Source organism: Proteus faecis, assembly GCF_030286765.1.
Taxonomy (GTDB): domain Bacteria; phylum Pseudomonadota; class Gammaproteobacteria; order Enterobacterales; family Enterobacteriaceae; genus Proteus; species Proteus faecis.
Genome location: NZ_JASVWV010000016.1, coordinates 1 through 24,086 on the forward strand (window position 1 = coordinate 1; position 24,086 = coordinate 24,086).

Annotated in this window: 26 protein-coding genes and 1 tRNA gene; 10 read left to right on the plus strand and 17 right to left on the minus strand. The window is 38.5% G+C overall.

The genetic code is table 11. From position 1 onward, the window contains the following. Nucleotides 1–435, plus strand: a 435-nt coding sequence (locus tag QSH13_RS15915) for a site-specific integrase (protein WP_286039357.1), incomplete at its 5' end; no start/stop codon positions are given. A gap of 234 nt (nt 436–669) precedes the next feature. On the opposite strand, the gene QSH13_RS15920 is transcribed toward QSH13_RS15915, so the two are convergent. From QSH13_RS15920 to mutY, 4 genes are all read right to left on the minus strand, one after another. Further along, nucleotides 670–745 (minus strand) — tRNA-Phe (locus tag QSH13_RS15920). A gap of 261 nt (nt 746–1,006) precedes the next feature. Next, complete coding sequence (mltC, locus tag QSH13_RS15925) at nt 1,007–2,077, minus strand: membrane-bound lytic murein transglycosylase MltC (RefSeq protein WP_109396357.1); 1,071 nt, start codon at nt 2,075–2,077, stop codon at nt 1,007–1,009. A gap of 63 nt (nt 2,078–2,140) precedes the next feature. Beyond that, on the minus strand, nt 2,141–2,413 hold the full coding sequence (locus tag QSH13_RS15930; protein WP_006534840.1) for an oxidative damage protection protein: 273 nt from the start codon (nt 2,411–2,413) through the stop codon (nt 2,141–2,143). Between the two features lie 29 nt (nt 2,414–2,442). Continuing rightward, nucleotides 2,443–3,483 (minus strand): A/G-specific adenine glycosylase, encoded by a 1,041-nt coding sequence (gene mutY / locus QSH13_RS15935; RefSeq protein ID WP_109407156.1) that lies wholly within the window; start codon nt 3,481–3,483, stop codon nt 2,443–2,445. Between the two features lie 216 nt (nt 3,484–3,699). Between mutY and trmB the strand changes: the two genes are divergently transcribed. The 5 genes from trmB (at nt 3,700) to QSH13_RS15960 (ending at nt 7,630) form a co-directional block, all read left to right on the plus strand. Next, on the plus strand, nt 3,700–4,419 hold the full coding sequence (trmB, locus tag QSH13_RS15940; RefSeq protein WP_109396350.1) for a tRNA (guanosine(46)-N7)-methyltransferase TrmB: 720 nt from the start codon (nt 3,700–3,702) through the stop codon (nt 4,417–4,419). Continuing rightward, nucleotides 4,419–4,745, plus strand: a complete 327-nt coding sequence (locus QSH13_RS15945) for a YggL family protein (RefSeq protein WP_023581025.1) — start codon at nt 4,419–4,421, stop codon at nt 4,743–4,745. The genes trmB and QSH13_RS15945 overlap by 1 nt, the downstream gene beginning before the upstream one ends. 74 nt (nt 4,746–4,819) lie before the next feature. Beyond that, nucleotides 4,820–5,746 (plus strand): glutaminase B, encoded by a 927-nt coding sequence (glsB, locus tag QSH13_RS15950; protein ID WP_185901788.1) that lies wholly within the window; start codon nt 4,820–4,822, stop codon nt 5,744–5,746. A 22-nt stretch (nt 5,747–5,768) separates the two neighbouring features. After that, nucleotides 5,769–6,506 carry a DUF2884 family protein gene (locus QSH13_RS15955; protein ID WP_109407154.1) on the plus strand — a complete coding sequence of 246 codons (738 nt, stop codon included), beginning with the start codon at nt 5,769–5,771 and terminating at the stop codon, nt 6,504–6,506. A 173-nt stretch (nt 6,507–6,679) separates the two neighbouring features. Then, nucleotides 6,680–7,630: a siderophore ABC transporter substrate-binding protein gene (locus tag QSH13_RS15960; protein ID WP_196544467.1), complete on the plus strand. Its 951-nt coding sequence runs from the start codon at nt 6,680–6,682 to the stop codon at nt 7,628–7,630. A gap of 132 nt (nt 7,631–7,762) precedes the next feature. Here QSH13_RS15960 and hemW read toward each other — a convergent pair whose 3' ends face one another. The 5 genes from hemW to QSH13_RS15985 are packed head-to-tail and all read right to left on the minus strand — an operon-like array spanning nt 7,763 to nt 11,598. Then, nucleotides 7,763–8,893 (minus strand): radical SAM family heme chaperone HemW, encoded by a 1,131-nt coding sequence (gene hemW, locus QSH13_RS15965; protein WP_109396346.1) that lies wholly within the window; start codon nt 8,891–8,893, stop codon nt 7,763–7,765. Continuing rightward, on the minus strand, nt 8,886–9,479 hold the full coding sequence (locus QSH13_RS15970; protein WP_109396345.1) for an XTP/dITP diphosphatase: 594 nt from the start codon (nt 9,477–9,479) through the stop codon (nt 8,886–8,888). The genes hemW and QSH13_RS15970 overlap by 8 nt, the downstream gene beginning before the upstream one ends. Before the next feature lie 11 nt (nt 9,480–9,490). Then, nucleotides 9,491–10,048 carry a YggT family protein gene (locus QSH13_RS15975; RefSeq protein WP_069367057.1) on the minus strand — a complete coding sequence of 186 codons (558 nt, stop codon included), beginning with the start codon at nt 10,046–10,048 and terminating at the stop codon, nt 9,491–9,493. An 18-nt stretch (nt 10,049–10,066) separates the two neighbouring features. Beyond that, on the minus strand, nt 10,067–10,885 hold the full coding sequence (gene proC / locus QSH13_RS15980; RefSeq protein ID WP_286039358.1) for a pyrroline-5-carboxylate reductase: 819 nt from the start codon (nt 10,883–10,885) through the stop codon (nt 10,067–10,069). A 14-nt stretch (nt 10,886–10,899) separates the two neighbouring features. Next, nucleotides 10,900–11,598, minus strand: a complete 699-nt coding sequence (locus QSH13_RS15985) for a YggS family pyridoxal phosphate-dependent enzyme (protein ID WP_109396343.1) — start codon at nt 11,596–11,598, stop codon at nt 10,900–10,902. A gap of 21 nt (nt 11,599–11,619) precedes the next feature. Between QSH13_RS15985 and QSH13_RS15990 the strand changes: the two genes are divergently transcribed. Next, complete coding sequence (locus QSH13_RS15990) at nt 11,620–12,624, plus strand: type IV pilus twitching motility protein PilT (protein WP_196544465.1); 1,005 nt, start codon at nt 11,620–11,622, stop codon at nt 12,622–12,624. Nucleotides 12,625–12,674: 50 nt separating this feature from the next. Here QSH13_RS15990 and ruvX read toward each other — a convergent pair whose 3' ends face one another. From ruvX to rsmE, 4 genes are all read right to left on the minus strand, one after another. Continuing rightward, a complete protein-coding gene (gene ruvX / locus QSH13_RS15995) occupies nt 12,675–13,094 on the minus strand; it encodes a Holliday junction resolvase RuvX (RefSeq protein WP_109396341.1) in 420 nt (139 codons plus the stop codon). Next, on the minus strand, nt 13,094–13,657 hold the full coding sequence (locus QSH13_RS16000; protein WP_109396340.1) for a YqgE/AlgH family protein: 564 nt from the start codon (nt 13,655–13,657) through the stop codon (nt 13,094–13,096). The genes ruvX and QSH13_RS16000 overlap by 1 nt, the downstream gene beginning before the upstream one ends. A gap of 142 nt (nt 13,658–13,799) precedes the next feature. After that, nucleotides 13,800–14,756, minus strand: coding sequence for a glutathione synthase (gshB, locus tag QSH13_RS16005; RefSeq protein WP_023581014.1), 957 nt, complete (start codon nt 14,754–14,756; stop codon nt 13,800–13,802). A gap of 10 nt (nt 14,757–14,766) precedes the next feature. Beyond that, nucleotides 14,767–15,498, minus strand: coding sequence for a 16S rRNA (uracil(1498)-N(3))-methyltransferase (gene rsmE / locus QSH13_RS16010; protein WP_185901792.1), 732 nt, complete (start codon nt 15,496–15,498; stop codon nt 14,767–14,769). Between the two features lie 251 nt (nt 15,499–15,749). Here rsmE and QSH13_RS16015 point away from each other — a divergent pair, with 251 nt between their 5' ends. Further along, nucleotides 15,750–16,403, plus strand: a complete 654-nt coding sequence (locus QSH13_RS16015) for a prepilin peptidase (RefSeq protein WP_109396338.1) — start codon at nt 15,750–15,752, stop codon at nt 16,401–16,403. 106 nt (nt 16,404–16,509) lie between these two features. Here the strand turns inward: QSH13_RS16015 and QSH13_RS16020 are convergent, their stop codons facing one another. Together QSH13_RS16020 and QSH13_RS16025 are read right to left on the minus strand one after the other, a co-directional pair. Then, nucleotides 16,510–17,178 carry a DsbA family protein gene (locus QSH13_RS16020; protein ID WP_196544464.1) on the minus strand — a complete coding sequence of 223 codons (669 nt, stop codon included), beginning with the start codon at nt 17,176–17,178 and terminating at the stop codon, nt 16,510–16,512. Next, the gene (locus tag QSH13_RS16025; protein WP_286039359.1) at nt 17,166–18,038 is read right to left on the minus strand and encodes an MBL fold metallo-hydrolase; all 873 of its coding nucleotides are present in this window, start codon (nt 18,036–18,038) and stop codon (nt 17,166–17,168) included. Before QSH13_RS16025 ends, QSH13_RS16020 begins: the two co-directional genes overlap by 13 nt. A 105-nt stretch (nt 18,039–18,143) precedes the next feature. On the opposite strand from QSH13_RS16025, the gene QSH13_RS16030 reads away from it, so the two are divergent. Then, nucleotides 18,144–19,064, plus strand: coding sequence for a LysR family transcriptional regulator (locus QSH13_RS16030; RefSeq protein WP_109396335.1), 921 nt, complete (start codon nt 18,144–18,146; stop codon nt 19,062–19,064). Here the strand turns inward: QSH13_RS16030 and QSH13_RS16035 are convergent. After that, nucleotides 19,041–19,967 carry a LysR family transcriptional regulator gene (locus tag QSH13_RS16035; protein ID WP_286039360.1) on the minus strand — a complete coding sequence of 309 codons (927 nt, stop codon included), beginning with the start codon at nt 19,965–19,967 and terminating at the stop codon, nt 19,041–19,043. The two genes, QSH13_RS16030 and QSH13_RS16035, sit on opposite strands and share 24 nt — an antisense overlap. Nucleotides 19,968–20,079: 112 nt before the next feature. On the opposite strand from QSH13_RS16035, the gene lysA reads away from it, so the two are divergent. Beyond that, on the plus strand, nt 20,080–21,321 hold the full coding sequence (gene lysA / locus QSH13_RS16040; RefSeq protein WP_109396333.1) for a diaminopimelate decarboxylase: 1,242 nt from the start codon (nt 20,080–20,082) through the stop codon (nt 21,319–21,321). Nucleotides 21,322–21,429: 108 nt separating this feature from the next. Here lysA and fadE read toward each other — a convergent pair whose 3' ends face one another. Continuing rightward, entirely contained in the window at nt 21,430–23,877 is a 2,448-nt protein-coding gene (gene fadE / locus QSH13_RS16045; RefSeq protein WP_109396332.1) for an acyl-CoA dehydrogenase FadE, read from the minus strand. Nucleotides 23,878–24,086 lie beyond the last annotated feature (209 nt).

Here is a 24,086-nt window from a genome sequence, read left to right on the forward strand (position 1 = left end):
CAGATTGCTTTTGTTCAGCCACTGCGTGGTTTACTGGCTCCGTTGGCTGAGGAAATGCGTTGTCACGGGGCGGATAAAAACGATATTTTGTTTGATGTACATCGTCTTTATCATAAACAATTCTCACTGTCTGAAACGCCTGTCAGTCAGACGATACGTTCTTTTTTTCGTCGTTTATCAAAGGAATGTGGATTTCATGTCAGTCCTCATCGTTTCAGACATACACTGGCGACCACATTAATGAAACATCCTGAACGTAATATGCAGTTGACGAAACAGATGTTAGGACACCGTAGCCTGTCTTCGACAATGGAGTATATTGCTCTGGACGCATACAGTACAGTCAGGATCCTGGAAGACGAATTAGGGGAGTTTTTAACAATGGGATTAGGTGGTGAGCACTCAAGGCTAATATCAAAAAGACAGCGAGTGTGATGTAAAATAAAAAACATTTACACAAAGTTGACTATTTCATCAACTTTGTGTATAAGCTGGATTTAATTGAGAAGGGTGTTCTGCAAAACACCCTTGCTTGATAAATCATTGTCAACCACGTGAGAAGTCATGAACGTGATTACAACTGAAATTCAAGTTTTTAACCGGGCGGTGGAGATCTCACTTCCAGCGACCGTGCTAGGGAAACGGTTACACCATTTCCGAAAGGAAAGATGGTGCCCGAACTCGGAATCGAACCAAGGACACGGGGATTTTCAATCCCCTGCTCTACCGACTGAGCTATTCGGGCAACGGGGCGTATTAAACCCGATATCGCCTTGCTCGTCAACGTTATTTATCACAAAACTGTTTGATTGCTGTTTTTTTAAACTTATTGATTAATAAAACGCTATTTATCATGAAAAAAGAGCAAAAGTGGAGTTAAAAAGAATTAGTGGTATACATAACAAATGATGATAGGAATGCGATAAGACGAGTTATCGAATCGTAATTATAGAAAAGCTTCCCCAAATTTATTGGGGAAGCTTGGTTTTTTTAGATTAAATATTAACTAACGGTAGTTACGTTGAGCTGTACTAACCTTCTCAAGATAACGACGAGATTGGTCGGCAGGGTGCTTATTACGTAACGTTGTATACACCTGTGTTGGCTCCAAGTTATTAATTATGGCCGCTGCTTGTTTTTTATCGTTATGGAATATGCGTAACACACTACCCGCACCACCGTTGTAAGCCTGTATAACGGCGTAACGGCGCGAGACGGGATCTTTGATATCGCCAAGATAACTATTTTGCAGTATTGAGATATAAGCCGTACCTGCATCGATATTATTAGCAGGATCAAATAAATAACTACGACTTGGTTGCCCTGATTTTCCTTGCATTCGGAATACATCTCGCCCTGCCGTTGCTGGCATGATCTGCATTAAGCCTAGAGCATCAGAACTACTCACTGCATAGGGGTTAAAACTCGATTCAATTTGCATAATTGCTAAGATTAGTGATGGTTCAACCCCATATTTAGCCGCCGCTTGTTGAACTAACGGTAAATATTTATGAGCACGTTGATCAAGGTGGTTAGGAACAAGATTAATGGTGACATACCAAATTGTATTTATACCAGATTGGCGTTTTTGTAATTTATTAGCAATCAGATAATCTGCATACTTATTGGCTCGCCATTCCCAGCGTATAGGTTGTCCCGTATTATCAAGAACCTGCCCAAATAAAAACGGTTCAGTGCTGTGGGGAATGTTATTAACATCAGAGTAGAGGTCAATAGAACCCGGATCTTCACCCATTAATAACGTTGTGACTATCGCCTTATGCAATTGGAATTGGGGGGCATCATCACCTAAAGTCTCTATCGTAATTGTACCTGCTTCAAAATTAATATGGCTACGTGTTTTATAAGCATTGGTGTATTTTACGTAATCTTTAGGACCCGCGATTAATACTTCCTTCATACCCCAAATCATTTCGATATTATTGGCAAATTGTCCCATAAGAATATCGAATGCATTGGTGTCCTTTGCGTAATCAGGCTCGAATGTTTTTGGTGGTTGGCTACTACATGAAATGAGTAGAGGGGCGATAATCAGCAAGAGAAGGATTTTTTTCATGGTCAATTGCATCGCTATGGTGAATAAAATACCAGAGCCTTAAAGACTCTGGAAAAGTGAATATTATTTTTCAGGTGGTGTGTAGCCATCAATATGAACATCATGGCCTTCGAATAAAAATCGCACCATTTCTTGTTCTAATAGTTTGCGATCATCAGGATTCATGGTGTTAAGTTTTTTCTCATTGATAAGCATGGTCTGTTTTGCCATCCATTGAGCCCATGCTTCTTTTGATATCTCATTAAAAATGCGCTTTCCAATTTCTCCTGGGTACAACTGAAAATCAAGTCCATCAGCTTCTTTGTTAAGGAAAGTACAAAAAATAGTTCTGCTCATAATAAATCCTCAATATCGCAGGTATTAGCTTAGGCTAATTGTCTAAGTAAATTCTCTACAGGTGCTGCTAACCCTACGTTTGCAGGAGCCTGTAAGTTATACCAAAGTCCTTTTTGCTCCTCCATCATAGAGGTAAACGCTGAGAGTTTTACGCAAATTGGCACAATATCTAAATGAAAGTGGCTAAAAGTATGCCTAAATGAAATCAGTTGTTCTGATTCATTATTATCGAGCCCATGCTCAGTTAACCACTGTTCTAAAAGCGCTTTTGTTTCAAATTGAGGAAAGGCAAATAACCCACCCCATATTCCTGCTGGCGGTCTTTTATCTAACCAAACCAGATTATCATATTGTAAAATAAGAAAATAAGTTATTTTTTCTGGGATAACTTTTTTAGGTTTTTTCCCAGGATAATCCGCCCAACTGTTTTGAGCATAAGCGATACATCCAGTATTTAATGGGCATAATTCACATTTAGGTTTGCTTCTTGTGCAAACCATTGCACCTAAATCCATCATTGCCTGATTAAAATACTCGACACCTTCAGTTGGTGTGACGTTTTCGCTAATCTCCCACAATTTTTTCTCAACTTCTTTTTTACCCGGCCAGCCTTCGACAGCATAACAGCGTGCTAAAACACGTTTCACATTACCATCAAGAATTGGGTAAGGTTTTTTCAGTGATAACGATAAAATAGCACCTGCGGTTGAACGTCCAACACCGGGTAAAGCACAAACGTCGTCAAAGGTATCAGGAAACTGTCCTTGATGTTTATCTACAATGTGTTGTGCTGCTTTATGTAAGTTTCTAGCTCTTGCGTAATAGCCAAGACCAGTCCAGAGATGAAGTACTTCATCAAGAGGGGCTTTAGCTAATGCACTGACATCAGGAAAACGTGCAATAAAACGCTCAAAATAAGGAATAACCGTCGCAACTTGAGTTTGTTGCAACATTACCTCAGATAACCATACGTGATAAGGCGTTTTTTCTTGCTGCCAAGGGAGCGTTTTACGCCCATATTTGTGATACCAATTAAGTACGACTTGCGAAAATTGCAGAGCTTCCATCATGTTTTATTTTATTAACTCATGTTCTGATTAAGGTAAGATTGCACCACAGAGAGAATAAACTGTAAACACTCTTAATATTTATCTTATAGAGTGATGCTTCTATAAACGACTCTTGCTAAACTTAGTGATCTTTGGATAATGTCGGTTAAGTTGCGCTATAGCGACATTATAACGATTTTAAGTAAATAACTGGCCTAACGACTGATAGTATTAGACATGATCAAGAATGTAATTTCTCCGGAATTCAATGAAGAAGGGCGTGCTTTACGACGCGTTCGTAGTTTTGTTCGTAGACAAGGCCGTTTAACGCCTCGTCAAGAGCAAGCATTAGAAACACAGTGGCCTGTCTTTGGTATTGAATATCAACCGGAACCCATCGACTTCAGTCAGGTTTTTGGACGCGAAGCGCCTGTAATTTTAGAAATTGGCTTCGGCATGGGCGCGTCGCTCGTGACTATGGCAAAAAATACACCAGAAAATGATTATTTCGGTATTGAAGTACATGCACCGGGTGTGGGTGCTTGTCTTGCAAATGCTGAAGAAGAGCAATTAAGTAATCTGAGAGTCATGTGTCACGATGCGATTGAAGTGCTCAATCATATGATCCCAGATAATAGTTTAAAAATGGTTCAGTTATTCTTTCCTGATCCATGGCACAAAGCGCGTCATAATAAACGCCGTATTGTTCAGGTGCCTTTTGCCGAATTAATTTTAAAAAAATTAACGTTAGACGGTGTTTTTCATATGGCGACAGATTGGGAACCATATGCAGAACATATGCTTGAAGTGATGACAAGTGTTGAAGGTTATCAGAATTTGTCAGAAACTCAGGATTATGTACCACGACCAGCAACACGTCCTGTGACTAAGTTTGAAAAACGCGGTCATCGTTTAGGGCATGGAGTTTGGGATCTTATGTTTAAGAGGGTAAAATAATGGCTAAACAACGTAGTCGCCGTTTACGCAAAAAAATGCGTATCGATGAATTTCAGGAATTAGGTTTCTCAGTAAAATGGACTTTCCCAGAAAATACCCCAATTGAGGAAGTCGATCGCTTTGTTGATGAACTGATCCTCAAAGTTATTGAACCAAACGGGCTGGCATTTGATGCAAGTGGTTACCTGAGCTGGGAAGGCTTAATCTGCTTACAACAAATTGGTAAATGTACAGAAGAGCATCGCCAATTAGTCGAAAACTTCCTTAAAGAAAGCAAAATGCAAGATGTACAGACTTCTGAACTATTTGATGTTTGGTGGGATTGATAAAAAGTTATACATTTAGCAAATAATTACAAGGGCATCCAAAAGGATGCCCTTGTCTGTCTGGGGAAGGGATTGTGACTACAACGTTATCTAACGCATTACTGTCAGATATTTTGCAACAAATTCGCCCATTAATTGGGCAAGGAAAAGTCGCGGATTATATCCCCGCATTGGCTCAAGTACCTCCAGAACAGCTTGCTATGGCTGTTTATACTGTTGATGGTGAACTCTATCAATCAGGCATGGCAGATAAGCGTTTTTCGATCCAATCTATCTCTAAAGTACTTAGTTTAACGCTTGCTTTAACACGTTATGAAGAACATGAAATTTGGCAACGTGTAGGAAAAGAGCCATCAGGACTGCCTTTTAATTCCTTGATACAGCTAGAAATGGAAAAAGGGATCCCGCGCAATCCTTTTATTAATGCTGGTGCCATTGTTATCACTGATATGTTGCAGTCTCGATTAAGTGCGCCTAAGCAAAGAATGTTAGAAGTAATCCGTTTTCTTACTGATACTCCTGACATTTGTTATAACTCAGTGGTTGCAAAATCAGAAATGGAGCATCTTAGTCGAAATGCATCAATCGCTTATCTAATGAAATCTTTCGGTAATTTTGAGAATGATGTTATTACGGTGCTTGAAACTTATTTTCACTATTGTTCAATAGAAATGAGTTGTACCGAGTTAGTACGATGTTTTAGTTATTTAGCGAATCAAGGTATATGTGTGGGTAATAAAAATCAGATTATTACGCCAAGACAAACCCGCCAAATAAATGCATTAATGTTAACTTGTGGTATGTATGATGGAGCAGGTGAATTTGCATTTCGTATTGGCATTCCCGGAAAATCAGGCGTAGGCGGTGGCATTATTGCCGTTGTCCCTGATGCCTTTACAGTTGCTGTTTGGTCACCAGAGCTGGATAAATCAGGTAACTCATTAGCAGGCTGTGCAGCACTTGAATTATTAGCAAACAAGGTAGGGCGTTCAATTTTTTAGGGGTGTTTTCAGGAGAGTTGTTATGAATTTAAGAAATATTGCTGTCACACTATTTTTTGTTGCGAGTACAGCAAATGCATCACCAAGTTTTGATTGTGCTGTAATGCCAAAAGATGATTTACGCATAACCTCTGAATTTGTTGAAGTCGCTGGTTCAAATGGTTTAATGGTCATTTATCCTGACGGCACATTATTTCAAAATGAAAAAAGTGCTACATTGACACCACAACAACAAGAATTAGCCAAAAAATATCAAGCTACAGTAAGACGAGACGTACCTTGGTTAAGAACTGAAACAGGGGTAAAACTGCAAGACTCTCGCAAAGTACTTGATAAAGTAGTAATTGAAGCTTTTGGTAAAGAAAGCAACATTCTTAATAGATTAAGTAGATTAGAGAAAGATCTTAATCAGCAAATGGATAGAGTGATCAGCATAGAACCGAATAACATTACGTTTCATTCTCAAGCTATTAAAGAAGTTGAAGCCAAAGGCCGTGAAATTGTAGAAAGTAGCCTAGGTGGTATGTTGCAAGACAGCATTAATGAATTGGGGAAAAAGCAGCTATTAGCAGCCGCTGGTGGTGACAGTAAAAAAGCCTTAGGCGGGTTATTAGGAAGCTTAGATGGTTTCCAAAAGATTATAGATCAGGAGTGGAAGCAACAAGAAGCAGCATTTACTCAATTTGGTCAGCAAGCTTGTAGCAAAATAACTCAAATGGAAAATCAGCGAGTTGAATTAATTAATGCATTAAAGAAGTAGCTACTTTGTCTCTTTAATGATTGAGTTATTAACCGGATAGTTAATAAGCTTTATAAATGACGAGCTCACAATAATTGAAAATAATAATGAAAATCATTCTTGTTCAATTGACTTGTGAGGAGAGCTGTTTAGAATGCCCTGTTTGAGTATTTCACTTAAACAGGGCAAAATTAATGAAGAAGATCCTTCCTTTAGTTATCGCATCTATCCTTTCTGTAACGAGCTTCTCTGCGTTAAGCAAAACATCAATCGAATACCAACCTAACCAAGTTATTAGTCAGCAGAATGACAAGATGATGATTAAACACCTGTTGGGTGAAACGTCGGTTATTAAGGATCCTTCAAAAGTTGTTCTATTTGATTTTGGTCTTTATGATTCTTTAGTTCAGTTAGGTTTAGCCGATAAAGTGGTAGGATTGCCATTGGGTAATGCACCTACATATATTAAAGAAAGTATTGCAAGTAATGTTGCTAATGTCGGTGGTATGAAGTCGCCTGACTTAGAAAAATTAGCTGAGATTAAACCTGATTTAATTATTATTACTGGCCGTCAAGGTGCGTCTTATGAAGCGTTAGCAAAAATTGCACCTACGGTTAATTTAGGTACTAATAGTGCTAATTACCTCAATTCCGTTGAATCAAATATCAAGTTATTAGGTGAATTATTTGATAAACAGCAAGCGACTGAAGAGCAACTTGCTAAGTTAAATACTGTTATTGAGCAAGCTCAGAAAAAAGCAACGGCGTCTGATAAAAAAGTTTTAGTGCTATTACATAATGCTGGCAATTTAATGCCTAATAATCAAAGTGTTGTTTATGATGTTGTTAAAGCAAAAAGAGCAGAATTACCGCCTATTGCTGAAGAAGAAAAAGGTAAGCGTCGTGTCGTGACACCTGAAATGATCGCAAAAGCTAATCCTGATGTTATTTTAATTGTCGATCGTAGCGAAGCTATTGGCGCAGATAAATTAGATAAAACAGCATTTGAAAATGAGATAATAAAGACAACTTCTGCCTATAAAAATGGCGGTATTGTTTATCTGCAAGCAGATCTTTGGTATCTCTCTGGTGGTGGATTAGACAGCTTAACTAAGCAGATTGAGGCAGTAGAAAGCGCACTTTAATTGATAGAACCTTAAGATTTTTATGGTGTTTTAAGGTTTACAATAAAGGAAAATGCCCAACTGTGAATGAACTGGGGCAGTTCGAATAACAGTATGGGCATTTTTTAAGTTAGCTATTTGAAATCAGTAATATTAAAGAAATAACTCAAGTAATGAATTAAGGAACAATTTACCGTGTGGCGTTATTTGCCAGTGTGTTTCAGTCTCACGGATATAATCTAAAGCCAACGCTTCATCTATTTGATGGCGAATAGTTTCTTCGGTAAGCCCCGTATAATCGCTAAAATCTTGTCTTGGAAATGCTTCTAATAGACGAAAACGGTTCATAAAAAATTCAAATGGACGGTCATCATTATCAACAAAATTTTGCTGGTGGAGATAACGACCTTCCATAAAGCCTTTAGGGTGCTTGGTTTTTACTGTTCGCATTATGCGACCATCTTCAAAGCTTATTTTTCCATGAGCGCCACAACCAATACCTAAATAATCCCCAAAACGCCAATAGTTTAAATTGTGCTCACATTGAAAGCCTGGTTTACAATATGCTGATGTTTCATATTGTTGATAACCTGCAGCTGTCAGTAATTTATCGCCTTCTGAGAAAATATCCCATAGCATATCGTCATCAGGTAATTTTGGCGGGCGAGAGCCAAATTGTGTATTGGGTTCAATGGTTAATTGATACCAAGACAAATGCGGGGGGGATAACGCTATTGCTTGCTGTAAATCCGAAAGTGCTTGAGATAATGATTGGTCTGGTAATCCATGCATTAAATCTAAATTAAAGCTACGTAAACCTAATTCTTTGGCTAAACGAGCCGCATTTTTAGCTTCATCAGCATCATGAATACGTCCTAAGCGAATAAGTTTATCATTGCCAAAACTTTGTACACCAATAGAAATACGATTTATACCCGCGCGTTGGAATCCAGCAAAGCGTTCAGCTTCTACAGTTCCTGGATTTGCTTCCATCGTAATTTCTGCATTAGGGTTAACAGCAATGCGTGCTTTCACACCATAGAGTAAATCAGCCATTGACTCAGCGCTTAATAAGCTAGGTGTACCGCCACCAATAAATATTGTTTGGACTTCACGGGAGCCTATATGAATAAGATCGGCATCTAAGTCATTGAGTAAATGTTGCACATATTCCTGATGTGGTACTTCACCCTTTAAGGTGTGTGAATTGAAATCACAATAAGGGCATTTTTGTACACACCAAGGAATATGAATATACAAACTTAATGGAGGCAACTTAAGCATTCTTAAGGGCATCCAACATTAATTTAAGTGCTTTACCACGATGCGAATGCTGATTTTTTTGCTCTTTAGTTAATTGCGCAGCTGTGCAATTTAATTCAGGAACAAAGAAAATAGGATCATAGCCAAATCCTCCTTCGCCGTGCATTTCAGTGCTTAATACGCCGTGCCAAATACCGTGAAAAATCAGCGGAGTGGGGTCGTTCTCATGGCGCATATAAACCAATACACAGTTAAATTGTGCTTGGCGTTTTTCAGCAGGAACATCTTTCATTGCATTAAGCAATTTATCCAGATTTTGCTGATCGCTTGCATCAACACCCGCATAGCGTGCTGAGTAAATACCCGGGGCACCACCTAAAGCATCTACCGAAATACCAGAGTCATCAGCAATTGCTGGAAGGCCAGTTACTTTTGCTGCATGACGCGCTTTAATCAGTGCATTTTCAACAAAGGTTAAGCCAGTTTCTTCAACAGAATCAACCCCAAGTTCTGTTTGAGCAACAATATCTAAACCAAAATTAGAAAGCAAAGAGGCTAGCTCTTTGACCTTTCCCGGATTTCCTGTTGCGAGAACGACTTTTTGCATAAGTGTTATCCTTAATAAAGTGTTACGCTTAGTAGCCATTGTAAAACGTCTACACGCAGATAATTCAGGGCGTAAAGCACAAGAATAACAATCATTGCAGAGAAATCTAAACCGCCCATCGCTGGAATTACACGACGAATTGGTGCCATTAAAGGTTCTGTTAATTGAAATAAAAGGTGATCAATTGGATTGCGACCTTGGCTTACCCAGCTAAGGATTGCTCGGATAATGATCAACCAGAAAATTATCTTACCAGCTGCTGTGAGCAGTTCAATAAAGGCAAACGGGAACATTAAAGAGAAAGGAATAGATGTTCCTGATAAGTAAGATGGAATAATAATACCAAGTAGAATGAGTATATAGGCCAATAAGACTGAAGCGGTATCAATAGGGCCAATAGAAGGAATAACACTTCTTAATGGGCGAACAATTGGCTGTGTGATTTTGACGATAAATTGTGAAAAAGGATTATAAAAATCAGCTCTAACACATTGCATCCAAACACGTAATAGTAGGACAGATGTGTAGAGTTGAAGAAGAGTCAGAATGACGAAATTTAAAAAATTCATTAGTTGGCCCTGATGAAATTAAAATTGTTTTTCCATTTCTTGCGCACGTTTAATCGCAGCTTGCATGGCAGAAGCGACGTTTTCAGGTAATTTACCTTCATAAAACTGCATAAGTGCAGCTGCAGTCGTTCCACCTTTTGATGTTACTTGCTCGCGTAAAGTTGAGAAAGGCAACATATGCTGTTTTTCAGCTAAGGCGGTAGAACCACTGGCTGCTTGTTGCACAATAGCTCTAGCGACTTCAGGTGAAAAGCCTAAACGTTCAGCTTCTTGCTGCATTGATTCCATAAACAAGAAGAAATAAGCGGGTGCACTACCCGCAACGGCGATAATATCATTGATGGCAGATTCTTGCTCTACCCAAACAGTTGTTCCGACACTTTTCATTAATTCATCAGCAAACTGTTTATCTTGAGATGACAGCGAATTATGCGCAAACATACCACTTAAGCCTTTACCTACCAGTGCTGGGGTATTTGGCATAATGCGAACAAGCTGTAATTGAGTCGCAAAGTAGTCGTTATAACGTGTGGCAGGAATGCCAGCGGCGATAGTAAGGACTAATTTTTTACTCATGGCGATATTTTGTAAAGGCTTACACACTTCTTCCATCATTTGTGGTTTTACTGCCAGTACAATAACATCTGCTTTTTGAACGGCATCAATATTGTCATTAGTGCTATAAATACCAAACTCTTTCTCTAAAGGTTCACGGCGAACGGCAGAAGGTGAGCTGACGGTTATCTTATGTGCTGGATATTCACCTTGAACTAATCCTGCAATAATGGCCTGAGCCATATTTCCAGCGCCAATAAAAGCGATGTTACGATGTTCCATATAAACCTCTATTTTTATTTAGTCGTGTAATCTCTTGCGCCAAAAATTGCTGTACCAATACGAACGAGGGTTGAACCACAAGCAATAGCTGCCTCCATATCACTTGTCATTCCCATAGATAACGTATCTATATCGGGATATTGAGATTGTAATTGTTTAAATGCAAGATGCATTTTTTCTAACACTTCAACTTGTTTTTCATACTTGCTTTCAGGTGCTGGAATAGCCATTAATCCGCGTAATTTAATACCTGAAAGAATAGAGATTTGTGCTGCTAACCCATCAAGCTCAGTTAGATTAATACCTGATTTACTGTTTTCATCACTGATATTGATTTGAATAAGTACATTTAATGGTGGCAATGAGTCAGGACGTTGGTCGCTTAATCTTTGAGCGATCTTTAACCTATCAATGGTATGACACCAATCGAAATTTTCGGCAACAAGGCGCGTTTTATTGGACTGTAAAGGGCCGATAAAGTGCCAAACTAAGACAGGGTTATCAGCAAAATAATGGATTTTATCAACACCTTCTTGGACATAGTTTTCACCAAATTCAGTTTGTCCACAGGCTATTGCTTTTTCGATGTCACTCACAGGTTTTGTTTTACTCACTGCAAGTAGTGTTATGTCTTCTGAAGAACGACCGCATTTCTGCGCTGCTATGTCAATGTGAGACCTGACATTGACGAGATTCTGTTTAATAGTATTCATGGCAACTCAGGAGATAATAAGATGAAAATGGAAAATTTAATTGCATATAGTGTAAAGCATAATGCGTCGGATCTGCACCTTTGTTGTGGTGATGTACCTCGATTGCGGATCAATGGAATACTTTATCAACAAAATCAATGTAAACCTATCACTTCGGATAGTTTACTAACTTGGATCAGACCTTTTTTGAGTGACGTTCAAAAGCAAACTTTTGAGCATGAAGGGCAGGTTGATACGGCACTTACACTGTCTTGTGGACAACGACTGCGTGTTAATTTATTTCGCCAACAAAAAGGTGTTTCCGCAGTATTAAGAATAATTGAAACACAAATTCCTTCTTTAGATAAACTTCGAGTACCTAAATCAGTTTCAACATTATTAGATAGCTATTCTCATGGACTTATTTTAGTGACTGGTGCTACAGGAAGTGGAAAATCATCGACATTAGCGGCAATGCTCAATCATTTAAACCAATATCAACGTCAGCATATTTTGACATTAGAAGATCCTATTGAATTTATACATAGCAATAAGCAAAGCATTGTACAGCAAAGGGAAATAGGACGAGATGTTCAACATATTGAAAGTGCGATAAAGAGTGCTTTACGCCAAGATCCGGATGTCATTATGTTAGGTGAATTAAGAGATGCACAAAGTATTAAGTTGGCATTAACAGCAGCAGAAACAGGACATTTGGTGTTAGCAACATTGCATACTCAAGGAGCAGTACAAACGCTTGAGCGCGTAACTAATGTATTTACAGGTAATGAGCGACAATGGATTTCATCACAATTAGCGTGCAGCTTAAGAGCGATAATTTCACAAGAGTTAGTCTCTTCAACTGAAGGCGGGCGAGTGGCGTTATTTGAAATAATGCAGGTTACGCAGGGTATTTCGCATCTTATAAGAGAAGGGAAATATCACCAAGTGACAACATTAATGCAAACGGGTAGCGAATACGGAATGCAAACCTTCATGTTAAGTCGGCAACAACGCCAACATGAAGGTTTAATTCAAGCTGAGTGATAACGTAGAAGTAAAAATAGGCGGATATCACACGAGGTGGAACTTATTTTTTAGCATTGTTGTTCAAACCAGCTTTCAAGAATAATAACGGCAGATGCTGCATCTACACTGCCTTTATCTAAGGAACGGTACCCACCACGTTCAAAAAGATGAGCGCGAGCTTCTACGGTGCTAAGGCGTTCATCATGTAACGCAATTTGTACACCAAATCGACCGTGAAGGCGATTAGCAAACTTTTTTGCTTGAGTTGTGACTAACTGTTCGGTGCCATCCATATTAAGAGGTAAGCCGACAACGACTAAGTCAGGTTGCCACTCTTTTATTATTTTTTCGATTTGAGCCCAATCAGGAATACCATCTTTTGCTTTAAATGAAGCTAAAGGTCTTGCTGTTCCTGTAATTTCTTGACCGATAGCGACGCCAATACTTTTAGTGCCGAAATCAAATCCCATTACCGTTTTGTTTGACATTATGCGTGGCCCGCTATTTGTGAAATGGTGTGGATATTAATCCCAATTAATTCAGCGGCTTTATGCCAACGTTCAGCAATAGGAGTATCAAAAATAATTTGAGGTGAGGCTTCAACGGTTAGCCAGCTATTTTCTAAAATTTCTTTCTCTAATTGGCCTTGTTCCCAACTAGAATAACCTAGAGAGACTAATGTTTTTTCTGGTTGTCTTGTTGTACCTAAGGTTTCTAAGACATCTTTAGACGTTGTGATCATCGTGCTATCACTAATTTTGATGCTAGAACTAAAACCTGAAACCGGAGTATGCAAGATAAAACCATGCTCTTCTGCAACTGGCCCACCTGACATCACGGGTTTTTGTAAGCTAATCGTTTCATCTCTGTCAGTTGAAAAAATTTCCAGTTGATCTAATACCCCTTCCACAGAGATGTCTTCGATAGGTTTATTAATAATTAAGCCCATCGCACCGTTTTCATTATGTTCGCAAACATAGACGACCGAGCGTTCAAATAACGGATCGCTTAATGAAGGCATAGCAATAAGAAAATGGTTAAGTAAGTTCATAATAGTAGTACTGTTCCCTGATCATTTTTATTAAAAAACCTAGCCCTTTTATACATTGTATTTCTTAATGTATACCGCTTATTGATTAATATGTGGGGGCTAGGTTCATACTTTTAAACCTTTTAATCTCAGTGTCTAAAAGTTAGTTTTTCTTGTTTAAGCGTACTTCAATTGCATCCATTAACATGCCTGTAATAGAAACATCAGGATAAGCCGCTTCAATTTCACGCGCACATGTTGGACTTGTAACGTTAATCTCAGTCAATCGATCGCCAATAACATCTAATCCGACAAAAATAAGACCTTTTTGTTTAAGAATAGGTGCAACTTGACGGGCTATTGCCCAATCACTTTCTGTTAATGGACGTGCTTCTCCACGACCACCAGCTGCTAAGTTGCCTCTCGTTTCACCTTTTGCAGGAATTCGGGCTAAGCAATAAGGCACTGGTTCGCCATCAACAACAAGAATACGTTTGTCACCGTTAACAATTTCAGGTAGAAAATTTTGTGCCATACAGAAACGATGACCATGTTCTGTCAATGTTTCAATAATAACACCTACGTTTGGATCATCTTTTTTCAAGCGGAAAATTGATGCTCCACCCATACCATCTAGTGGTTTGAAAATAACATCACCGTGTTTTTCATGGAAAGCACGTAAATGCTTAGCTTCACGAGTGACTAATGTGTCTGGTGTTAATGTTGGGAACCATGCAGTAAAGAGTTTTTCATTACAGTCACGTAAACTTTGTGGCTTATTAACGATTAATGTTCCCATATCTTCAGCGCGTTCTAAAATATAGGTTGCGTAGATAAATTCGGTATCAAAAGGCGGATCTTTACGCATTAAGATGGTATCTAGTTCACCTAGTGCAATATCCTGCTCTTGGCCAAACTCAAACCATTTTTCTGGGTTTTCTTCTACGCTGAGTAAACGAGTGTGAGCGCGTGCTTCACCTTGGTGCAGGTAAAGATCGTTCATCTCCATATAATGAATTTCCCAGCCACGACGTTGAGCTTCTAATAGCATGGCAAAGCTGGTGTCTTTTTTGATTTTGATGGATGAAATAGGATCCATCACAATACCTAATTTAATCATTACTTCTCCTTTATCCCAGATCGCCGAACCGAACCTGTAAAGCGGTGATTGCGGTGAGTGCTGTTGTTTCAGTTCTTAATACACGAGGACCTAATAAAATATCAGTAAAATGGTGCTCTGCTGTCATGGCGATTTCTTCAGGGGAAAGTCCACCCTCCGGGCCAATCAATAAGCGCACTTTTTTAACCGGTAAGGGTAAGGTATTAATACTTTTGTTAGCTCGAGGATGTAAATTGAGTTTTAAACTACCATCATCTTGAGCACACCATTCTTCTAATGACATCACGGGCATTAATTGTGGAATGCTATTTCTGCCACATTGCTCACATGCTGAGATAATAATTTTTTGCCATTGCTGATGCTTTTTCTCTAAACGGTTGGGGTCAAGTTTAACACCACAGCGTTCTGAGATCAGTGGCGTGATCGTATTAACCCCTAACTCAACTGATTTTTGAATAGTAAACTCCATTTTTTCGCCGCGAGAAAGCACTTGCCCTAAATGGAGGTCGAGAGGGGATTCTTTATCATCAACAATGCCTTCATTAATTTGCACAGTGACTGACTTTTTTGTGCTTTCTATGATTTCAGCATCAAATACCTGATTTGAACCATCAAATAGAGCCAGTTTTTGCCCAGTAGACATTCTTAATACACGCCCAACATGATTAGATGCTTCTTCATCTAATGCTGTTTGAGTACCTGCTGTGAGTGGTTCTGGATGATAAATGCGAGGAATACGCATAACGTGAAACCCTTACGTAAAAGATGGTTAACCGTGATAAATAAAATATGTGATATGCATCATACGCATGACATTATGGCATGCAAGTTATCACTTTGCTTTTGTTGTTATTATAGCGCGGATCTTATTGCGTGTTTTGTCGCAAAATTTCATGTTTTCATTGTTCTCATAAAGAAAATTCTCGGTATTAAATTGATCTTCTTATACAGTCGCTTAGCAAGGATAACGAGGTTTCTAAGGAGTAGATATTTATGCTATTAAAGCGCTTTTGTTTTATAAAAATACCTTTGCTTTCTTTTTTGCATGATTTTTTTGTTTTTATTAAGTTTTGTCTGCCTTTTTCACTATTATTTCTGTTACCTAAAACTCGCCGTAAACAACTTGTTATAAGCTATATTACTGTTTGTTTATATTGGTTTTTTTCAATTAATTCACTTTCTTTATTAATATTACTTTCAATATTAAGCTTTTATTTGTTAATACTCTCTTTCTTTGATGCGGACTATTTTCTTCTGCCTAATACATTGACTTATTGGTTAATATTTTTAGGGTTATTGTGTAATTATACCGCATATGGATTAGTACCTTTTGATCATGCTTTTTATGGTTTTTTAAGTGGTGTGGGGCTTTTTTATAGCATCTATTTATGGGGATATTTTATCTGTCAAAAATGTGTTTTAGGCTTTGGTGATGTGAAATTATTTGGGGCTATTGGAGCATGGTGTGGATTAGAAAAGTTGCCCTATATTCTTTTACTAGGTTCTTTTCTAGGATTAAGTATTTATTGTGCAGTATTAATCACGATAAAAGATCGTATAAAAAAAGTGGCATTTGGTTCTTGTCTTTCATTTTCGACATTAATGGTATTAAGCTTCTACTTTTCATCTTATCACTCCATTAATTAATTGATTTCAATGTTTTTTATTAGAAATTTATAACAAAAACACAAAATAGTAAGAATAGAACTCAAGAAGGCAGTGTGCGGAAATTAATCAGCACACTGAAAGAAGATTATAGGTTGTCTTTTATAAATTGCTGCCAACGTTTTGTATCACCTAAATAATTTTCAACTGATATCAGGCGATATTTTTGATTATCTTCAATAAATAAAGTTGGAAAACCGCGACCATTAACTTGAGCCATTAACTGTTGTGTCTGGTTTAAATGTTGTTGAATATGTGTTTCACCAATCTCAGTTATTAATGATGCAAATTGTTCAACATCAAAGCCAAGTTTTTTCACAATAAATAGCAGTGTATCTTTATCACTGATATTTAAGCCATCAAGGTAATAGGCCTCTTGTAACGCTTTTAATAAATAAATATCCCGCTTTCCCATTATTCCAGCAACAATAATGGCTGAAATAGGTAGTAGTGAGTTTAATACCATTTCAGTGTTGCCAAGAGTGTCTCGGTATGCGTGACTAAAAACTTGGCCTGATAATTGACTAATACGCTCATCAATTGGTGTGACATGCTCTTTCCATGATTGACCACCGGTTACGGCTCTTGCTGGTGTAAACAATCCACCACCATGTAATTTAATGGAATTTGGAAAAGCATTGTTTACCATTTCAATGAGGGGCGCAATGCCGTAGCACCAACCACACAGAGGATCATAAACATAGTGCAATATTTTAGTACTTTGGGTATTACCTGAATTGCTTGCTACTGGGGCCATTGCATCTCTCCTTTTAGTACTTTTGCACTAAGTTCTAGGCTTGATTTATCTGCTAAATTCTGATGATTTTTTTCCATCGCAGCAATGAATTCATCTGAATTTTTTGTTTTTTCAAGATTTTTCTCAGCTTCAATAAGATAATTTATTGTGAAGTCAACAGCTTGTAGATCATAGGTTGCTTTTGGTAAATAGTGACCTGGAATCACCGTTTTTGGGGATAGTGCTTTTATTTGTTGTAACGCACTAATCCAATGTTGGCGTTCTTCCACAGTCTGAGTGTCTGCTAACCAAACATGAATATTTTCAGAAACTAAAACGCCTCCCATTACTGCATTAAGTTTTGGAACATAAAGGTATGTTCTATCTGGAGATTGTCCGTCTAAACCTTTGACTGAAATGGTTTCACCTTCTAGCGAAAAACTATCACCTTTTAGTACTTCAGGAAGGATGATTTTCTGAGGGGCATTTTCTTTAAGTACAGGTCCCCAGTAGGCAAGTTTTCCTGTTTGAGTTTCATTAATGGCTTTAATTGTGGGTTCTGTAGCAATCACTTTGGCATTTGGAAAGGCATCCGTAATGACATCTAACCCAAAATAAAAATCAGGATCAGAATGGCTGATATAGATATAAGTCAGGTTTTTTCCAGAGGCTTTTATTTTATCAACCAACGCTTGTGCATCATTTTTTTGAAATTGTGCATCAATTAAAACGGCATCTTTATCGCCATAAATTATTTCAGAAGAGACAGGAAAAACACTCGCTTCCCCTGGGTTGTAAATATCTAATGTTAAATCAGTTGCTAGTGTTGATGTTGCGAAGAACGCAGTCGTTGCAAGTGTTAAAGGAAGTAATTTTTTCATCTTTTGTTTTCTCCATAATGTTGTTGCTGACTATAATATGTTGCATAAAACAAGAGAAAAACCCTATTTTAGGCAATTGATTGTTGCGTAAATCGAGTAAATAGAATGGATAAAATAAAAGCATCAGAAGTGTTTGTAACCATTGTGAAGCAGGGGAGCATGATAAAAGCGGCTGATTATCTAGGTATGTCTAGAGCCATGGTGACGCGTTATTTAAATGAAATGGAAGAGTGGGCAGGCGTTCGCTTATTGCATAGAACGACACGTAAACAAAGCTTAACATCCGTTGGTGAAATGGTTTATGAGCAGAGTTTACAGCTATTAGAAATGGCTGAACGTATTCCCGCCAATATTCCGAAAGAACGTCATCAAATCAGTGGGCTTGTTCGTATTACCAGCTCACAATCGTTAGCAAATAGTATTTTGTCAGTGGCGATATGTGAGTTTATGCAACGTTATCCTTTAATTGCGGTTGATTTACAAATTACTAATCAAACCGTGAATTTGGTGGAAGAACGGATTGATATTGCCTTGCGTATTACCAATCACCTTGAACCTAATCTAATCGCACGTTCGCTAGCGACATGTCTTTCGGTGGTGTGTGCTCATAAAGATTACTTAGCAAAAAAAGGCATACCTCAAACGCCCGATGAACTCGCTCAGCATCAATGTTTAACTTACCGATTTTTTGGTCGTAGCTTGTGGGAATTTAATTTAGGTGATGAACGTTATTCAGTGCCTGTTGGTGGTAATTTAAGTGCAAATGAATCCGTTGTTTTATTGCAGGCTACGTTAAAAGGAGCGGGTATATCGCTACAGCCTTATTATTCTGCCAAACCTTATCTTGATAATGGAGACTTAGAACAAGTCTTGTCTGACTATCAAGCTCAACCCATGGGTATTTATGCGGTTTTAGCGAGCCGGCAAAATATGCCTGCCGCTGTCAGAGCATTGTTGGATTTTTTAGTTGAATGGTTTTCATCATCACCGTATTGGTTTGCTTTATCGGGCAAAAGCTTGAGTTAGTCGTTTGGGGTAATCTGATAATGCCTCTTTCATTACATCAATAAAATAGGAAACAAGTTGTGATGAAGGGCGATGTGATGGGGTAATTAAGCTGATGGTAAAGGGGATAGAAAAACTTAAAGGGCGAAGACAAATAGACTTATCTAAGTAATCAAGAGCAGTGATAGGGTTAACTATTGAAATGCCGATGTTCTCGCTTACCATGGCACAAATAGAGGCTGCGCTTTGCGTTTCCATCACTAGTTGCCGCACAATTCCATCTTTAATAAAGACGGTGTCAATTAATTGTCGGTAGCTATCATTGGCAGACAAGCTAATAAAGCGCTGACCTTGAAAATCCGCAGGGTATAACAATCGCTTTTGGCATAATGGGTGAGATTTGGGTAACACCGCGACTTCATTGAGTGTAAGTATGGTTTCTTGTTGAGTTCCGGCTGGTGTTTGTGTGTGTTCAGTCAATCCTAAATCATAATGTTGAGCAGATAACCACTCTTCTAATAAAGGAGATTCTTGAGGAACAATGGTTAAGTTGACATCAGGATATGTATCTAGAAATTGTCGACATATTGAAGGTAATAATGATTGAGCAAATGCGGGTAAGCAGGTGATATTCAATTCTGCTTGATTAAAATAGCGAATGTTTTCAGCTGCGTTAATTATTCTATCTAAGCCATAATAAGAACGTTGCACTTCCTCAAAAAAGCGTAATCCTTCAGCTGTGGGTTGTAAACGGCCTTTTATTCTATCAAATAATTTAAATGCTAATAGATGCTCAAGACGAGATAATTCTCTACTGACAGTGGGTTGTGATGTTTTCAGTAACTCTGCGGCTTCAGTAAGATTTTGAGTGGTCATCACGGCATGAAAAATTTCAATATGTCGCCAAGTAAAAGGAGTTTTCATGGTCTATTCCTATATCACAGATGAATAGAGTGTAGCTTATTTGATATTTTTATTCCCTTTTAAGTTAATAAATAATGATTTCATTCACCTGTGACTTTTATGAGTAGATAACATGACAACATCAATAACTATGGCTCAATACCAATTAGCACAAACTTATGGAACGCCATTATGGATTTATCAAGGCGATACAATTTCTCAGCGTATTGCCCAGCTTAACTCTTTTGATGTGGTTCGCTTTGCTCAAAAAGCGTGTTCCAATATTCATATCTTACGTTTAATGAAAGCACAGGGTGTGAAAGTTGATTCTGTTTCATTAGGGGAGATTGAACGTGCTTTAGTCGCGGGTTATCAAGGTGGCAGAGAAAAAAGTGAAATTGTTTTTACTGCTGATTTGCTTGATGAAAGAACCATTGAACGTGTTGTTGAGTTAGATATTCCTGTTAATGCAGGTTCTATTGATATGTTGCGTCAATTAGGAGAACGCAATCAAGGTCATGCGGTTTGGATAAGAATTAATCCTGGATTTGGGCATGGGCATAGCCAAAAAACCAATACAGGTGGTGAAAATAGTAAGCATGGTATTTGGTATGAAGATGTGCCTGAAGCATTAGCAGTGATCCAACAATACAATCTAACGCTAGTTGGTTTTCATATGCATATTGGCTCAGGTGTTGATTATCAACATCTTTCTAGTGTCTGTGATGCGATGGTAGCGCAAGTGCTTACCTCTCAAGTTGATATTCAAGCTATTTCGGCAGGTGGTGGATTATCAACGCCGTATCAAGAGGGGGAGGCAACAGTAGATTTAGAACACTATTTTTCTTTATGGGATAAAGCACGTCAACGTATCGCACAACATTTAGGGCATGCTATTGAGCTTGAAATAGAACCAGGTCGTTTCTTAGTGGCTGAATCAGGTGTATTGATTTCACAAGTGAGAGCTGTTAAATCAATGGGAAGCCGTCACTATGTGCTGGTGGATGCTGGATTTAGTGATTTAATGCGTCCTGCAATGTATGGCAGTTACCATCAAATTTCAGTTTTAGATAACCATGGTCAAATTAAACCAATGACAGAATTACAAGAGACAATTGTGGCTGGTCCTTTGTGTGAGTCTGGCGATGTTTTTACTCAGCAAGAGGGCGGTATGGTTGTTCCTCGTTTATTGCCTCAAGCACAGGTAGGTGATTATTTAGTTATTCATGATACAGGGGCTTATGGTGCTTCAATGTCATCAAATTATAATAGTCGACCACTTATTCCTGAAGTATTGATAACAGAGGGTGTTCCTCAATTAATTCGTCGTCGTCAAACAATAGAAGAGTTATTAGCATTAGAGTTAGATCTCTAATTCATTTTTTGCTTCTCAATAATTTGGCTTGTGTAAAAACACCTCATGACTAAAAGTGATGAGGTGTTTGTGTTTTATCAGAGGAAACCTTTCCCTTTATATCTGTTGTTAAGCGGCTTTGTCTGTTTTGATTAGGTCAGCTTTCGGCTTTTTTGCAGGCACCGCCAATGCATCAAAGTCAAACTCATCAACATTGATACTGCGTAAGCGACTCTGCTCTGCTTTACGTAAGATATCAGCTTCTTCTTGGGTTACTCGTTTATCTGCTAGTGCTTTGTCCGCTAATTTATCTAATTGAGTAAAGCTAAACTTCTTCTCATAAAGTCGACAAATTCGGTCGAAAATAGGCTCTGCGGCTAAGATATCCAGTAGTGCTTCTTCCATTAAGCCATGCGGATTATGTTCACTAGGTGTTAAGTATTGACCTCTACCAATTCGATCACGAGTTTCAGACGGTTGTTGGATTAGTTGCGCGACTTTGCTATCTAATTTATCTGATGGTAATTTTTGAGCTTTACCCAGAGGGAAAATAATTGCACGCATCGAGCCTGCGATGACACGGCTTGGAAAATTGCGCAACAGTTCATCAATTGCATTTTCAGCTTGGTATAAACACTCTTTTACGCTCCAATGCACGAGAGGTAAATCTGCGGTATGGCGACCTTCATCTTCATAACGCTTTAGTGTGGCTGATGCGAGGAATATATGACTTAATATGTCACCTAAACGTGCTGAAATACGCTCACGACGTTTTAAACTTCCACCTAAAACGCCCATTGAAACATCAGATAATAGCGCCATATTGGCACTCAAACGGTTAATTTGTTGATAATAACGACGGGTTTCATCATTAGTGGGGGAATTACTTAATCGACCATTAGTGATACCCAACCATAAACTACGCAGAGTATTACTTATTACATGACCGATATGACCAAATAAAGCACGGTCAAAATCATGTAGGTTATTGTCTCGTGCAGCAGCAATTTCATCTAATACATAAGGATGGCAACGGATAGCACCTTGACCATAAATTATCATACTACGAGTTAAAATATTGGCACCTTCAACAGTGACCGCAATAGGGGAGCCTTGGTAAGAGCGAGCAACAAAGTTTGAAGGGCCAAGACAGATCCCTTTACCTCCAACAATATCCATTGCATCGATAATCCCTCGTTGCGCTCTATGAGTACAATGATATTTGACTATGGCGGATAATACGGCAGGTTTTTCACCTAACATAATACCTGTAGTAATTAAGGTGGATGCAGCATCTAAGAGATAAGCATTTCCAGCAAGGCGAGCTAATGGCTCTTCAATACCTTCCATTTTACCAATAGGAATTTTGAATTGACGACGGACACGAGAATAAGCCCCTGTTGCCATAGCTGCACTTTTTAATCCACCGGTAGAGTTTGATGGTAATGTTATGCCGCGTCCGACAGAGAGACATTCCACTAGCATTCTCCATCCTTGTCCTGCCATTTTTGGTCCACCAATAATGTAATCGATAGGAACAAAAACATCTTTACCACGAGTCGGTCCATTCATAAATGGTACGTTTAATGGGAAATGGCGATGGCCGATTTCAACACCTTTGACATTAGTTGGAATTAACGCGCAGGTAATACCTGGGTTTTCATCATTGCTTAATAGGTGGTCAGGATCACGTAATTTAAATGCTAATCCTAATACAGTCGCGATAGGAGCAAGCGTGATATAGCGTTTGTTCCATGTTAAACGAAGGCCAAGTACTTGCTCACCTTGCCATTCTCCCATACATACAACTCCACTATCAGGGATAGCGCCAGCATCGGAGCCAGCTTCAGGGCTTGTTAAGGCAAAGCAAGGAATTTCATCCCCTTTGGCTAAACCTGGTAAATAGCGTTTTTTCTGTTCATCAGTGCCGTAGTGTTGCAGTAGTTCACCGGGGCCTAAAGAGTTAGGTACACCAACGGTAATGGCTAAAATGCCAGACACTCCCGATAATTTTTGTAATACGCGTGACTGAGCGTAGGCTGAAAACTCTAACCCGCCGTACTCTTTTTTAATGATCATCGCGAAGAAGCGATGATCTTTAAGGTATTGCCAAATTTCAGGAGGTAAATCAGCTAACTCATGAGTGATCTGAAAGTCATTTGTCATGCGACAAACTTCTTCAACCGGTCCATCAAGGAAAGCTTGCTCTTCAGCTGTTAGCTGTGGTTTAGGGTAATTATGAAGTTGTTTCCAGTCGGGAGCACCACGGAAAAGCTCACCTTCCCACCATGTTGTTCCTGCATCAATAGCTTCTTGTTCTGTTTTAGACATAGAAGGCATGACTTTTTGAAATGCTTTAAGTGCCGGTACTGAGATATAGGCTCTACGAATAGAAGGGATAGTAAAGGGTAATAAAACCAATGCAACGGGAAGGAGTAACCAATAACTCCAAATATTGGCGAGACCCATAACGAATGTATAAGCAATAAGCGCAAGACTACTTACTGTGATACTGAATTTGCGATAACTAAGTACGCCAATAAGAACAATAAAAAGTACGATACTGAGTAGTGTCATAATAAACTCCTGCATTTGCCAAGAGATCAGAGGTCAGACCTGTTGTTTGTTATTTAGATCTAATTCAGTCACCAACTTTTATCAATATATTTACATTCTAATTACAATATAGCTCACAATTTATTCGTAAATGAGAGAAGTTAGCATTTGTCGATCATAGGTATCTTCTTTCATGACATTTAATCCGTTACACTGAGAAACAGAAAATT